General features: G+C 65.7%; 12 protein-coding genes. 3 read left to right on the forward strand and 9 right to left on the reverse strand.

Going from position 1 to position 13,983, the window contains the following annotated elements; genetic code table 11:
- Positions 1-212: 212 nt before the first annotated feature.
- The 7 genes from J2Y49_RS27700 to J2Y49_RS27730 form a co-directional block, all read right to left on the reverse strand.
- A complete protein-coding gene (locus tag J2Y49_RS27700; RefSeq protein ID WP_310118601.1) occupies positions 213-677 on the reverse strand; it encodes a hypothetical protein in 465 nt (154 codons plus the stop codon).
- A gap of 173 nt (positions 678-850) precedes the next feature.
- Entirely contained in the window at positions 851-1,663 is an 813-nt protein-coding gene (pstB, locus tag J2Y49_RS27705) for a phosphate ABC transporter ATP-binding protein PstB (protein WP_409017923.1), read from the reverse strand.
- A 68-nt stretch (positions 1,664-1,731) separates the two neighbouring features.
- The gene (gene pstA / locus J2Y49_RS27710) at positions 1,732-2,613 is read right to left on the reverse strand and encodes a phosphate ABC transporter permease PstA (protein ID WP_310118602.1); all 882 of its coding nucleotides are present in this window, start codon (positions 2,611-2,613) and stop codon (positions 1,732-1,734) included.
- A 4-nt stretch (positions 2,614-2,617) separates the two neighbouring features.
- Positions 2,618-3,601, reverse strand: a complete 984-nt coding sequence (gene pstC, locus J2Y49_RS27715; protein WP_310118605.1) for a phosphate ABC transporter permease subunit PstC — start codon at positions 3,599-3,601, stop codon at positions 2,618-2,620.
- A gap of 112 nt (positions 3,602-3,713) precedes the next feature.
- On the reverse strand, positions 3,714-4,781 hold the full coding sequence (pstS, locus tag J2Y49_RS27720) for a phosphate ABC transporter substrate-binding protein PstS (protein WP_310118727.1): 1,068 nt from the start codon (positions 4,779-4,781) through the stop codon (positions 3,714-3,716).
- A 186-nt stretch (positions 4,782-4,967) separates the two neighbouring features.
- Positions 4,968-7,565, reverse strand: coding sequence for a methyl-accepting chemotaxis protein (locus J2Y49_RS27725; protein WP_310118606.1), 2,598 nt, complete (start codon positions 7,563-7,565; stop codon positions 4,968-4,970).
- 306 nt (positions 7,566-7,871) lie between these two features.
- Positions 7,872-8,477: a glutathione S-transferase N-terminal domain-containing protein gene (locus J2Y49_RS27730; protein ID WP_310118607.1), complete on the reverse strand. Its 606-nt coding sequence runs from the start codon at positions 8,475-8,477 to the stop codon at positions 7,872-7,874.
- Positions 8,478-8,689: 212 nt separating this feature from the next.
- Here J2Y49_RS27730 and J2Y49_RS27735 point away from each other — a divergent pair, with 212 nt between their 5' ends.
- The 3 genes from J2Y49_RS27735 (at position 8,690) to J2Y49_RS27745 (ending at position 12,468) form a co-directional block, all read left to right on the forward strand.
- Positions 8,690-9,277 (forward strand): hypothetical protein, encoded by a 588-nt coding sequence (locus J2Y49_RS27735; protein ID WP_310118610.1) that lies wholly within the window; start codon positions 8,690-8,692, stop codon positions 9,275-9,277.
- Between the two features lie 280 nt (positions 9,278-9,557).
- On the forward strand, positions 9,558-10,937 hold the full coding sequence (gene trkA, locus J2Y49_RS27740; protein WP_310118728.1) for a Trk system potassium transporter TrkA: 1,380 nt from the start codon (positions 9,558-9,560) through the stop codon (positions 10,935-10,937).
- A 70-nt stretch (positions 10,938-11,007) separates the two neighbouring features.
- Positions 11,008-12,468 (forward strand): TrkH family potassium uptake protein, encoded by a 1,461-nt coding sequence (locus tag J2Y49_RS27745; RefSeq protein ID WP_310118611.1) that lies wholly within the window; start codon positions 11,008-11,010, stop codon positions 12,466-12,468.
- A 44-nt stretch (positions 12,469-12,512) separates the two neighbouring features.
- On the opposite strand, the gene J2Y49_RS27750 is transcribed toward J2Y49_RS27745, so the two are convergent.
- Together J2Y49_RS27750 and J2Y49_RS27755 are read right to left on the reverse strand one after the other, a co-directional pair.
- Positions 12,513-12,731: a hypothetical protein gene (locus tag J2Y49_RS27750; protein WP_310118613.1), complete on the reverse strand. Its 219-nt coding sequence runs from the start codon at positions 12,729-12,731 to the stop codon at positions 12,513-12,515.
- Between the two features lie 89 nt (positions 12,732-12,820).
- Positions 12,821-13,792 carry a DUF4142 domain-containing protein gene (locus J2Y49_RS27755; protein WP_310118614.1) on the reverse strand — a complete coding sequence of 324 codons (972 nt, stop codon included), beginning with the start codon at positions 13,790-13,792 and terminating at the stop codon, positions 12,821-12,823.
- Positions 13,793-13,983 lie beyond the last annotated feature (191 nt).

Genomic DNA, 13,983 nt, shown 5'->3' on the forward strand with positions numbered 1-13,983 from the left:
TCCAGCCCATCGCCAGCCTCCCAGCCGTCGAAAACCCGACAGAAGACTGACACTTCTATGTTGCGAGGGACTGACATTCTGACATTGCGCTTACAGAGTTCAAACACATAAGTGCAGTTATGGAAATCCGTGGCCACGCCTCGCACTGGCCACTGCTTTTACCACCTATCATGACCTGTCGGGTGGCTTCTTGCGGTGACGCATCGGACACGCTATTTTTCGTTACAGGTGGCGGGGTCTGTAAGGGATGCCGGGTAGCCTTCGGGTCCGTGGGGCGTGTTTCCCTCCCCAACCGCCACCTGTCTTCCCGTAACGCTCCTGATAACTTCGGGGATCTTCCTGAATTTGCGGATTTGGCGCTCGTTCGATCGATGGAAGGTCAACAGGTAGACTTCCCTCAGGTCTGCCGTGACTTTCAAACTTGCGATCCACCAGTTTGCATCAAAATAAGCCGCAACGACATGCCTCGCCCGGTCCGACCTGACCTCCCCGAAAGCCAAGATGTCGTTCAGCAATGAGAATCCTTCGCTCGTCCAGCGATGATGCCCATGGCTGTCCCTGGTTTCCGATGACAGGAAGAGGCGGGTCGTTTTGGCGCCGAGGTGTTTTTGGATATCGGCCGGCAGGCGCGCCACGACGATGATGCCAGAGGCCTCCGACTCAAGAAAATCCTTCACGCCGCAGCCGTTCCCGCCATCACAGTGAGCGGCCCGATCCTACCCCACTCGAGAAACGCACGAAAGGCGGCGGTTGAATGAACCGCCGCCCTGAACAGCTTCCAGTATGCAACCCAACCACAATTCCCCGCCGGCCTTCCCCTTGGTGGGAAGGCCTCGGCGGAGCATGGGCGTCAGCCGAACCGGCCGGTGATGTATTCGGACGTCTTTTCCTTGGTCGGGTTGGTGAATATTTCTTCCGTGTTCCCGAACTCGATCAGCTCGCCCAGATACATGAAGGCGGTGAAATTGGAGATGCGGGCCGCCTGCTGCATGTTGTGGGTGACGATGGCGATGCAGTAGTCGGAGCGCAGCTCGTCCACCAGTTCCTCGCACTTGGCGGTGGAGATCGGATCGAGCGCCGAGGTCGGCTCGTCCAGCAGCAGAACCGACGGCTTGACCGCGATGGCGCGGGCGATGCACAGGCGCTGCTGCTGGCCGCCGGACAGGCTCATGCCATTCTGGCGCAGCTTGTCCTTCACCTCGTCCCACAGGGCGGCGCGGCGCAGCGAGAATTCCACCCGCTCGTCCATCTCGGCACGGGACAGCTTCTCGTACAGCTTCACGCCGAAGGCGATGTTGTCGTAGATCGACATCGGGAACGGCGTCGGCTTCTGGAACACCATCCCGACGCGGGCGCGCAGCAGGTTCAGATCCTGCTTGGGCGACAGGATGTTGACGCCGTCCAGCATGACCTCGCCGGTCGCAACCTGCTTGGGATAGAGGTCGTACATCCGGTTCAGGATGCGCAGCAGGGTCGACTTGCCGCAGCCAGACGGGCCGATGAAGGCGGTGACCTGACGATCGTACAGCGGCAGCGAAACGTCTTTCAGCGCACGGTAGCCGTCATAGAAGAAGTCCAGGTTGCGGATGCTGATCTTCTCGGGCAGGCCGGCACCGGCGATTGGGCGGTCGGCACCGGCGCTGGGGATCATGCCGGGGGGCATCGCGTGGCTTCCGTGGGCGTGGCTGCCGTGGGCGGGGCTGTTGGCGTCCATGTGGGTCATCGTCATGGTTACTTTCTCGTCGAGCCGAGACCGGCCAGCAGCCGGGCGCCGATGTTGAGGAGCAGGATGGCGACCGTGATCAGCAGCGCGCCGCCCCAGGCCAGCTGGCGCCAGTCCTCATAGGGAGACATCGCGTACTGGAAGATGACCACCGGCAGGTTGGCCATCGGCGCGTTCATGTCCGCGCTCCAGAACTGGTTGTTCAGGGCGGTGAAGAGCAGAGGGGCCGTCTCGCCGCTGATGCGGGCGATGGCCAGCAGGACGCCGGTGATCATGCCGTTGCGCGCGGCGCGGTAGGCGACCATGGTGATCACCTTCCACTGCGGCGCGCCAAGGGCGGCCGCGGCCTCGCGCAGGCTGTTGGGCACCAGCTTCAACATGTCCTCGGTCGTGCGGACCACGACGGGGATGACGATGACCGCCAGGGCCATGGCCCCCGCCCAGGCCGAGAAATGGCCCATGCGGATGACCATCACCTCGTACACGAACAGGCCGACCATGATCGACGGCGCGCTCAGCAGCACGTCGTTGATGAAGCGAACCACCTCGGCCAGCTTGCTGTCGCGGCCGAATTCGGCGAGGTAGGTTCCGGCCATGATGCCGATCGGCGTGCCGACCAGGGTGGCGACCGTGGTCATGATGACGCTGCCGAAGATGGCGTTCAGCAGACCGCCCTCCCCGCCCGGCGGCGGCGTGTTCTCGGTGAACAGGGCGATGTTGATGGCCGACACCCCGTTGTAGAGCAGCGTCCACAGGATGGCGACCAGCCAGAACAGGCCGAAGCCGGCCGCACCGAGCGCCAGGGTCAGCGCCACCTTGTTGACGATGCGGCGGCGGTTGTACAGGCCGCCGGCCGGAGCGGCCAGCGTCGCGGAAGTTGACATGCTCATGGCCTCAGACTCCGGCCTGGCGCTGCAGGCGCAGCAGCATCAGCTTGGCGATCGACAGCACGGCGAAGGTGATCAGGAACAGGATCAGGCCCAGCGCCACCAGCGAGGCGGTGTAGACGTCGCCGACCGCCTCGGTGAACTCATTGGCGATGGAGGCCGAGATCGTCGTGCCCGGCGCCATGATGGAGGAGCTGATGCGGTGCGCGTTGCCGATGACGAAGGTGACCGCCATGGTTTCGCCCAGCGCGCGGCCCAGCCCCAGCATGACGCCGCCCATCACGCCGGTGCGGGTGTAGGGCAGCACCACGTTCCACACCACTTCCCAGGTGGTGGCGCCCAGCCCATAGGCGGATTCGCGCACCATCGGCGGCACCGTCTCGAAGACGTCGCGGGTGATGGAGGTGATGAAGGGCAGCACCATGATGCCCAGGATCAGCCCGGCGGTCAGGATGCCGATGCCGTAGGGCGGGCCCATGAACAGGTTGCCGATGCCCGGGATCTGACCCAGCGTGGAGATCAGGAAGGGCTGGATGGTCGACTGCATGAAGGGGGCGAAGACGAACAGGCCCCAGATGCCGTAGATGATGCTGGGGATGCCGGCCAGCAGCTCGATCGCGACGCCGAGCGGTCGCTTGAGCCAGGCCGGGCACATCTCGGTGATGAACAGCGCGATGCCGAAGCTGACCGGAATGCCGACAGCCATGGCGATGACCGAGGTGATCAGCGTGCCGTAAATGGGGGCGAGCGCGCCGAATTCCTCCGACACCGGGTTCCAGACTTCGGTCGTGACGAACCCGAAGCCGAACGCGCGCAGCGCCGGAAGCGCGCCGTCGATGAGAGAAACCGTGACGCCGCCCAGGATGAACAGGACGAGCAGCGCGAAAAAGAGCGTGGCGTTGCGGAAAGCCGCATCCTGCAGGCGCTGGCGGCGGGCCCGTCGGGCGGTGGAAGCGTGTGCGTCGGTCAAGGTCAGCGCGATCTCGGTCATGGCCGCTCCGTGAGGCGTGCGGTGGGGGCGGCGAAATTTCCGTCCCCACCGGCGGATCATGCCCCCGGGGCGCACCGTCTGACGGCGCATCCCGGGGTCGGGTTGGCCGTGGTTACTTGGCCGACGCGGTCCAGATCGGCTTGCCGTCGGCCTGGATCGACTGCGACCAGGTCTTCTGGACCAAGGAGACGACCGCCTCCGGCATCGGCACGTAATCCAGATCGGTGGCCATCTTGGCGCCGCTCTTGTACGCCCAGTCGAAGAACTTCAGCGCTTCGGCCGAGGTCGCGACATCCTGCGGGTTCTTGTACATCAGGATGAAGCTGGCACCGGTGATCGGCCAGCTCTCCGCACCCGGCTCGTCGGTCAGGATGACGTAGTAGCCCTTGGAGTTGGCCCAGTCGGCGTTCGCCGCGGCGGCCTGGAAGGCCTCGATCTTCGGAACGACGGTCTTGCCGTCCTTGTTCTGCAGGCCGAGATACGTGATGTTGTTCTGCTTGGCGTAGGCGTATTCGACGTAGCCGATCGAGCCGTCCGTCTGCTTGACCATGTTGGCCACGCCTTCGTTGCCCTTGGCGCCGATGCCGGCCGGCCACTGGACGGAGGTGTTGGCGCCGATCTGGGTCTTGAACTTCGGGCTGGTCTTCGACAGGTAGTCGGTGAACAGGAAGTTGGTGCCCGACCCGTCAGAACGGTACACCGGCGCGATGGCGGTGTTCGGCAGGTTGACGTTCGGGTTCAGCGCCTTGATCTGCGGGTCGTTCCACTTGGTGACCTCGCCCATGTAGATGTTGGCGAGAACGGTGCCCGACAGCTTGACCTCGCCGGACTTCAGACCCTTCAGGTTCACGACCGGAACGACGCCGCCCATGATCATCGGGAACTGGATCAGGCCGGCCTGTTCCAGCTCTTCCGGCTTCAGCGGCATGTCCGAAGCGCCGAAGGTGACCGTCTTGGCCTTGATCTGCTTGATGCCGCCGCCCGAACCGATCGACTGGTAGTTCAGGCCCGTGCCCGTCTCCTTCTTGTAGGCGTCGGCCCACTTGGCATAGATCGGGTACGGGAAGGTGGCGCCGGCGCCGGAGATGTCGGCGGCCGAGGCGACCGACAGCGGGGCGACCGACACGGACAGAACGGCCAGGGCACCGAAGGCGGCGCAACGAACGAACGCCGAGGTCATGGTTTTCACGGCAAAACTCCCGATAGGTTTGGACGGTGTCGTTGGGTTTGGGAAAATCCCGGCCTTCGCCGGAGGTCGTAACCCGCCTTCTTCGTCGCGGTGACCATAGCCACCGCTGGTGACGGGTTTGTTTTGTTTACGTGTCAGTTTTATGAAACCGACCCGATCTTGCCGGCTTCGCGATGGTCATCGCGCCGCCCGGATTTCCTGGAGGAACAGATGCACGGCGGAGCCGAGGCTGGTCGCCTCGTGCGACAGGCTTTCCGCAACCTGCAGCACGTCGCCGGCCTGGGCGCGCACCTTGGCCGCGGCTTCCGACAGGCCGGCGACATGGTCTGACGCCGCCTGGGTGCCCACCGCGACCCGGTGGGAGCTGTCGACGATGCTGGAGGTGATGGTCGCCTGCTCCTCCACCGCCGTGGCGATGGCCGAGGCATTCGATTCGATGCGCTGGACGCTGCCGGTCATGGTCGCCACCACCTCCGCCGTCTGGCGGCTGGCCGCCTGTGTCGCGGCGATCTGGCGGGCGATCTCGGCGGTGGCCTGGGCGGTCTGGCCGGCAAGGGCCTTCACCTCCCCGGCGACCACCGCGAAACCGCGGCCCATCTCCCCTGCCCTCGCCGCTTCGATGGTGGCGTTCAGCGCCAGCAGGTTGGTCTGGCCGGCGATCTCGTCGATCAGTCCGACCACGGTGCCGATCTCCCCCGCCGTGCTCGACAGATCGGCGACGGTGGCCTTCACCTGCTCCGCCCCGGCGGCGGTGTCGCCGATGATGCGGGCCGATTCGCCGGTGCGCTTGCTGATCTCGGCAATCGACTGCGAGATCTCCGAGGCGGCGGTCGCCACCTGCTGGATTCCCGCCGCCATCTCGCCGGACAGCTGCATCGCGGCCTCGGCGCGGTCGTTGGCGTTGGCGGCGATGTCGGTCAGCGAGCGGGCGCGCGCCGCCATCTGGCGGGCGGCGTCCGCCAGCGTCTCGACACTGCTCAGAACGTTGCTTTCGAACTGGTCGGCGATCTCCAGCATGCTGGTCCGGCGGGCCGACGCGGCGTTGCGGCGTTCGACCTCCACCTTTTCGTGCGCCTCTTCCATGGCGCGGGCGTTGGCGATGAAGACGAACAGGGCGCGGGCCATGTCGGTGATCTCGTCGTTGCCGTCGGCCTTCTGCTCCACCGTCAGGTCGCCGCCGGCTACCCGGCGCATGGCGTCGGCAAGCGCCTCCATCCGGCCGACGACGCGGCGCCCGACATAGAGGGAGACGATCAGCCCGGCCAGCAGCACACCGGCCGTCGCCAGCAGGATCTGCACCTGGTTGGTGCGCTCCAGCGCGGCATGGGCGGCGGACGCGCCGGCGGCGGTCGCTTGCTCGGCCGACTGGACCAGCCCGTCGACCATCGCGGTCAGGGCGGCGCCGGTGCTGCGGTTGCTGTCGATCAGCGCGGCATTCTCGGCATAGGCCGCCAGTTCGCCGCCGCGCAACGCCAGGATGCCGTCGTCGCCGAAGCCCAGCACCAGCAGCCGGTCGGCCAGCCGGCTGACCTCGGTGCCCAGATCGCCCTGCGCGTCCTGCAGGGACTTGCGGATGGTCGCGGCCAGCGGGTCCAGCGTGCGGCGCGCGGCGGCCAGACGGGCCGGCGTTTCCGCATTGCCGGCCTCGGCCAGCTTGCCGGCCAGCAGGTTGGCGTCGGCCATCAGGCCGCTCAGCACGGTGTAGCGGTGCTGAGCCTCCGGGACCACGTTGGTGGAGAGATCCTGCATCCGCTCCGCGATGGCGTTTCCGGCCTCGGCGATGCGCCCGCGGGAATTCAGCATCAGCGGCAGCATGCGGCTGTTGGCGTCGCGGTCCAGCCGGACGATCTCATCGACCGCGGCGGCCTGGGCCTCCGCCAGCTTGTGCGCTTCCGCTTCCCCGATGCCGGGGGTCAACTGGCGGACGCGGCGGGTGTAGACGCTCTTGTCGCCGTCACCATATGCCGCCAGTTCGTTGATCGCCGCGACGACGGGAGCGGCCGCCTCGCTCTTCGCCAGCGGGCGCAGGGCGCCCTGCAGGTCGGACAGCGCCGAATCGAAGTCGGTGGACAGCGACATCACCTTGGACCGGTCGGTCTCGAAGGCGCCGATCAGCAGCGCCTTGGCCAGCGCCGCCTCCGCGCCGCGCAGCTGGAACAGCGGGATCACCGTCTGCCCCAGTTCGCCGCCGATCGCCTCGGAGGATTGCGAGGTCGCCTCCACCATCGCGGCGATCGCCTGGGCAAGCTGTTCACGCGACGCCTGCATGTCCGGCTTCAGCGCCGCCAGCAGCCGGGCATGGGCGTCGCTCAACTCCGCCAGCCGGGCGCTGCGCTGTTCCTGCAGGCTCAGCCGGCGGCCGGTCGCCGCGCCCAGCGCGTCGATGGTGCCCAGAAGCGAACGGGCGGTGGCCGCCAGTTCGCCCATGCGGCCGATATCGCCATGTCCATCGGCCAGCCGGGCGAGCTGACCGTCCAGTTCCGCGCGTTGCGCCGCCATGGCACTGCGCAGCCGGGCCAGATCCTCCTCGGACGACGCGGCGTCGATCAGCGGCCCCAGCGCCAGCACCCGCGCCGTGGTGGTGGCGAGGCCATGCGCGGCGCTGAGCACCGGCACCTGCGTTCCAGTGATGTCGGCGACATGGCCCCGGACCGCGCCGTAGGACATCCAGCCGACGACCGCCGCGATGCAGGGCAGTGCCGCCACTGTGCCGAAGGCGATCAGCATTTTCGACTTGATGCCGGATCGCCGGCGCTGGTCGGCGCGATCTGCCATGTGGGCCACCCGTGGTCTGGAGGTTGTCCGCACCGGACCCGCGGTTCTCCGCAGGCCGGCCGACGCCATGGGTAGCCCCTCTCTTTGTATGTTTGGGTGACGCTTCGATGAAGTTTTCGCGACGCACAATCGAAATATCGCTGCGCCCGCGAAATCGCCGGTCCGGACGATGGTCGATGGCCGACCATTGGCCAGTCATGGTGAATCGAACGTAAACAGCGCTGTGAAGCAAAAGCGGCGCCCGCTGGTGTGGGGCGCCGCTTTATTACGCGTCTTCAGGGCAGAGCATTCGTCTTGTTGCGGACGTTAAACCGGCGGTGCGGTGCGCCGCAGGCTGTCGCGGTCGGCCGCCTTGTCGAACCAGGACGCAAGCGCCGGGCGGCCTTCGCGCCAATCCTCGTGGCCGAAACGGAAATCGAGATAGCCGAGCGCCGCCAGCACGGCGAGCGTGCCGATGGTGGCCTCGCCGGCCAGCGCCGCCGCGTCGGCCTCCAGCAGGTCGAGCGCGCGGGCGACCGCCTTGCGCTGGCGTTCCATCCAGCCTTCCGATTTTTCGCCGTCAGAGCGCATGGACTCCAGCCGGCGGAGGATGGCGGCGTCGCAGATGCCGTCGGCGATCGCCTGGAACCGAAGCGCGGTCCAGCGTGCCGGCCCTGCCGGCGGGAACAGCGGCGCCCGGTCGCCGAGCGAATCGAGATACTCGACGATGACCGGGCTGTCGAACAGGGTGGTGCCATCCTCCAGCGTCAGGGCGGGAACCTTGCCCAGCGGGTTTTCCTTGGGCAGGTCGGTGTCGGCCGACCACGGATCGGTCGCCATCCGCTCCACCCGATCCTCCAACCCGCGTTCGATGACGACCATCATCACCTTGCGCACATAGGGCGAGGTGGGGCTCCAGCGCAGTTTCAACATGGACGTTCCTTCGACAGTGTCGGCCTTCGTTCTTGTCGGTTGACGGAGGCTCCATTCCATATCCTGCCACCGAACCCCCCGGCAGGGGGAGCCATGAGCGTCCAGGGGCTGTATAAAGCCTGCAATTTGAGGTATTGTCCTCCATAGAGGTAGTCCATTTCGCCAGTCGGACCTCGCCAGATCGATCTGCCAGGAGGGGCGGTTAAGACATCATGGCTCTTGCATTCGAGCGGTTTGCCAAAGAAGCGACAAGCATAAATGAACGCCCACTGTTTTACCTATGGGGGGCGCAACTGGGATTTATCCTCCCGGATATCGTTTTTGTGACCTGCCTCGAGCAATTTCAGCAGGCTCCTTCGAAAGCGAAATCCCAGGTAATTTACGAATGGCTTCTTGATCCAGATACCAAGAAAGCAACCCAATTCAATTGGGGGGCAATGAATTTGCAGTCCGACGGGACGGGTGGATTCAGAAACAAAATCGACTATATCAATGAAGCGTCCAAATATTACATCAGCCGCAAGACGTGGGTGGGAAAGCTCAGGAATGATCGGCAGAGTCAGCTGGGCAACCATCCATCTCCCAGCATGTACGACCTAATACTCAATTTCGCACTTATGAACATCCAAACAGACAGCGGCTCCATTCCGTTCAGGACATTCACTCCGGATAAGGTAGATCGGTCGGAAAGCTACGTGATCAAGGGACTTAAATCTCTGGAGTTGCTGGAAAAAGATTTCCGGAAAGCTGGATTCAACACAGCAAAGATGGGATTTCGCCTGCCTTTTCGATTCCGTTGATCTTTCGTATTTTATCGGCGCCTTCTCCATGCTTGCAAAGCGATGGCTGGCACGCCATTGCCGCACATGCAACGTGAACGGGCGCCGGTCCACCAGAGCCCGCGCCAGCGGTGTGAACTTTCATCATCGACCTGCCCGGCCCCTGCACTGGCGGGTCTTTCCGTCCATCGACCCGCCATGGCCGATCCGCTTTGGCTTGCAACGCTTCGCCTTTGCCGTCATTTGCTGACATTGGCCGGTTGGGCCGGAGTGCATCGTGGACAGGCCGGGGGGCAAGCGCATGAAGGTGATCATCTGTGGGGCGGGGCAGGTCGGGGCCAGCATCGCGCGGCACCTCGCGCTGGAAGACAACGACATCACGGTGATCGACACCTCGACCGAGCTGGCGCAGCGGATGGACGAGAGCCACGACGTGCGCGGGATGGTCGGCTATGCCTCGCACCCGGATGTGCTGGCCCAGGCGGGCGCACGGGATGCCGACATGCTGATCGCCGTCACCCATTCCGACGAGGTCAACATGGTGGCCTGCGAGGTCGCCCATTCGGTGTTCAACATCCCGCTGCGCATCGCCCGCATCCGCAAGCAGGCCTATCTGCAGCCGGAATGGTCGGCGATGTTCTCCGCACAGCATCTGGCGATCAGCGTCGTCATCTCGCCGGAGGTGGAGATCGCCCACAGCATCGCGCGGCGCCTGCGCTCCCCCGGCGCGTTCGAGATGGTGCCGCTCGCCGACGGCAAGGTGCACCTGATCGGCGTCCACTGCACCAACAGCTCGCCCCTGCTCAACACGCCGCTGCGCCGCCTGACCGAGATGTTCCCGGACGTGCGCGCGGCCGTGCTGGCGGTCTTCCGCGACGGCGCCGGCTTCGTGCCCAAGGGGAACGACCAGCTGCGGCTGGGCGACGACGTGCATCTGGTGTGCCGCACCGCCGACATCGTCCGCGTCGTCGCCCTGTTCGGCCATACAGAGGCGCCGGCCCGCCGTTTGGTCATCGCCGGCGGCGGCAATGTCGGCTTCAACCTGGCGCAGATCGTCGAGCGCCACATGCGCGGCATCTCCATCAAGATGATCGAGGGCAACGCGGCCCGGGCGGAGCTGATCTCGCGCTCGCTGCGCTCCAGCACGGTCGTGCTGAACGGCGACGCGCTGGACCACGAGATCCTGGAAGAGGCGCAGGTCGGCCGGGCCGAGACCATCGTCGCCGTCACCAACGACGACGAGACCAACGTCTTCACCTCGCTGCTGGCCAAGCGCGCCGGCTGCGGGCGGGCGATCACGCTGCTGAACAAGACGTCCTACGCGCCGATCGTCGCCGGGCTGGGGATGGACGTGGTGGTCAACCCGGCGGCGGTCACCGTGTCTTCGATCCTGCGCCATGTCCGGCGCGGCCGGGTCGCGGCGGTGCAGACCATCGGCGACAATTTCGGCGAGGTGGTGGAAGCCGAGGCGCTGGAGACCTCGCGCGCGGTCAGCGGCCCCATCGGGTCCATCGGCCTGCCGGCCGGCATGATGATCGGCGCACTGGTCCGCGGCAACGAGGTCATCATCCCCACCAGCCAGACGGCGATCGAACCGCATGACCGCGTCATCGTGATGGCCACCGCCGATCTGGTGCGCAAGGTCGAAAAGCTGTTCGCGGTCGGGCTGGAGTTTTTCTGATCGGCCGTACGGCCCTGCCCGACACGTCAATCCCTGCCCGCCGCCGCCCATTCCCCTGACCAGAGACATCATGCCGAATTTCAGGCCGATCCTGTTCATCGTCTCCATCGTGCTGCTGGCGCTTGCCGCGACGATGCTGATCCCGGCCGCGGTCGATTTCGCCTATGGCAATCCGGACGCCGGGGTATTCCTCTATTCGGCCGCCTTCACCGGCGCCTGCGGCGGCGCGCTGGCGCTCGGCACCCGATGTCCCCTGCATGGCGGATTGTCGCTGAGGCAGGCTTTCCTGCTGACGCCGCTGACCTGGACCAGCACCGCGGCCTTCGCCGCCCTGCCCTTCCAGTTCGGCCATTTTCCGGATCTCTCGCTGAACTACGCCAACGCCTTCTTCGAAACCATGTCGGGACTGACCACCACCGGATCGACGGTCCTGGTCGGGCTGGACCGGACGACGGAAGGCATCCTGCTGTGGCGGGCGCTGCTGCAATGGATGGGCGGCATCGGCATCATCGGCGTCGCCATCGCGGTTCTGCCGGCGCTGCGGGTGGGCGGCATGCAGCTGTTCCGCACCGAATCCTCCGACCGGTCGCAGAAGGTGCTGCCGCGCGCCCAGCAGATCGCCAAGGCGATCGTCGCGGTCTATGCCGGGCTGACGGCGATCTGCGGGGTCTGCTACTGGCTGGCCGGGATGACCCCGTTCGAGGCGGTGGTGCATGCGCTGAGCAGCCTGTCAACCGGCGGATTCTCCACATCCGACAGCTCCATCGGGCATTTCGAAAGCCCGGTCCTGCATTGGCTGGTGACGCTGTTCATGCTGCTGGGCAGCCTGCCCTTCGTCCTGTATGTCCGCACCCTGACCGGCCAGCGCGACGCGCTGTGGAAGGACAGCCAGGTGCGCACATATCTGGGCTTCCTGGCCGCGGTGATTCTGCCGCTCAGCATCTGGCTGGCGCTGAAGCACGGGCACGATTTCCACGACGCCCTGCGGCTGGTGGCCTTCAACGTGGTGTCGGTCGTCACGACCACCGGTTATGCCTACACCGATTACAGCCAATGGGGAAATCTTGCGGTCGGCGTGTTCTTCGGGCTGACCTTCATCGGCGGCTGCACCGGCTCGACCGCCGGCGGCATCAAGATCTTCCGGTTCGAGGTGATGGTGACGGTGCTGCGCACCCATTTCCTCCACCTGATCTATCCCCGCGGCGTCTTCCCGCGCCAGTACGGCAACCGGCAGCTGGACGACGACGTGCTGGGATCGGTGATCGTCTTCTTCGCGCTGTTCTTCACCGCCTACAGCGTGATCACCATCGCGCTGATGGCCCTGGGGCTGGACTTCATCACCAGCGCCAGCGCCGCGGTGACCGCGCTGGCGAATGTGGGGCCGGGACTGGGCGACATCATCGGTCCGGCCGGCACCTTCTCGTCCCTGCCGGATTCGGCGAAATGGCTGCTGTCGCTGGCGATGCTGCTGGGCCGGCTGGAGCTGTTCACCGTGCTTGTGCTGTTCATGCCCCAGTTCTGGCGGGGCTGAGCGGCGCACGTGAGGGGCCGGCCGGGACCGGCCCCTTTCCGCGCTTATTCGTCCGGATTGCGGTTGGCCGCGTGATCCTGCAGTTGTTCGGTCTGCACGGTCTTGCTGTCCAGCCCGCGGGCGTCGGAATGGCGGGACTTGTCGCGGTTCGACAGGACTGCGTTGTCGCCGATGGAACCGGCCGGCAGGTCGGTGGTGGCGCCGGTTCCGGTGCCCTTGCCCTGTCCGCTGGGGCTCATGTGCTTCTTGCTGGCGTTCGCCATCCTTGCTTTCTCCGTCGGTTGGCCGGGGGCGCCGGGAAGTGGATTCCCGGCGCCGCTCGGCTGGTGTCGGCTCAAATCCGCCGAAAGCCTTACTGCGGGTTGCGCGGCTGGGTGCTGTCCAGGCTGTTGGCGGTGCCGTGGGCTGCGTCGTTCTTCATGTCGCCGCCCTTGTTCATGGTGCCGTGGTCGGCGTTGCTGCCGCCGCTGTTGCGCTGGCCCAGCGAGACGGTGTTGTCGTCATACTTGAACTCGGCCATCTGCTTGACCTGATCCTCGGTCACCTGCCGGGCGACGATGCGGTCGCCATTGGCGTTCAGCAGGGTGTAGTCCAGGGCCACCTGCTTGGCGCCAATGCCCAGAATGCCGCCGCGGTCCAGGATCACCTGGGTGGCCTTGCCCGATTGGGCGTCGAGGATGATGTCGGCGACATCGCCCAGCTTGCCGCCGTCCTCGCCATAGACGGCCTTGCCCATCATATTCTCGAAGCTGGTGCTCTGCTGGGCGGCACCGCTGGTGGAGGCGACGTTCGGGCGCAGGTCGCGGACCTGGCGCAGATGCTGCTCCAGGGTCGGCAGGGTCTGCTCGGCGAAGCGCTTCAGGTCGGCGTCCTGGCCTTTCTCGGCCTGGGTGCGGAACAGGGTGACGGCGGTCTGGTGAGCGTCGATCTGACCCTGCAGATAGGCGGAATCGAACTGGTCGCCCTGCTGGCCGCGCAGCTGGTCGAGCTTCTGCTGGTGTTCGGAATCGAGCTTGGTCGGCAGCGTCATCGACTTCTGCTGGGCCATCGCCTTCATGGCTTCCGACGTCTTGGTGTGGTCGGCCACCATGTGGTTGCCGAACTGCTTGACGCCATTGTCCTTGGCATGGTCCTGCGCCAGCTTGCCGGCCTGGATCTCGAACATGTCGCTCATCGCGGCTTTCTCGGCGAAGGTCATGTCCTGCTGCGAAATCTGCCCCTTCTCGGTCACGGTCTTCTGCGGCGTCGGCGTCTGGGCCAGCGACAGCGCCGGGGCGGAGAACAGGATCAGGGCGGCGGTGGCGAGAAGATGATGGCGTTTCATGGCGGCGGTTCCTGCGATTGAATGTTGCCGGTGCACGTTCGTCCTGGCCCTTCCGGGAAATCCGAGGCACCGTTCTTCCAACCTTCAACCGACCACAGCAACCGGCGTTCCCGTCGTCATTCCCAGCAGCCGGGGCAGTGCGGACCGGCTATCCGGATCGTCCGGGGTGCCGCGCTTGCGCTGAGTACCGG

Source organism: Azospirillum sp. BE72, from assembly GCF_031455875.1.
Taxonomy (GTDB): Bacteria; Pseudomonadota; Alphaproteobacteria; order Azospirillales; family Azospirillaceae; genus Azospirillum.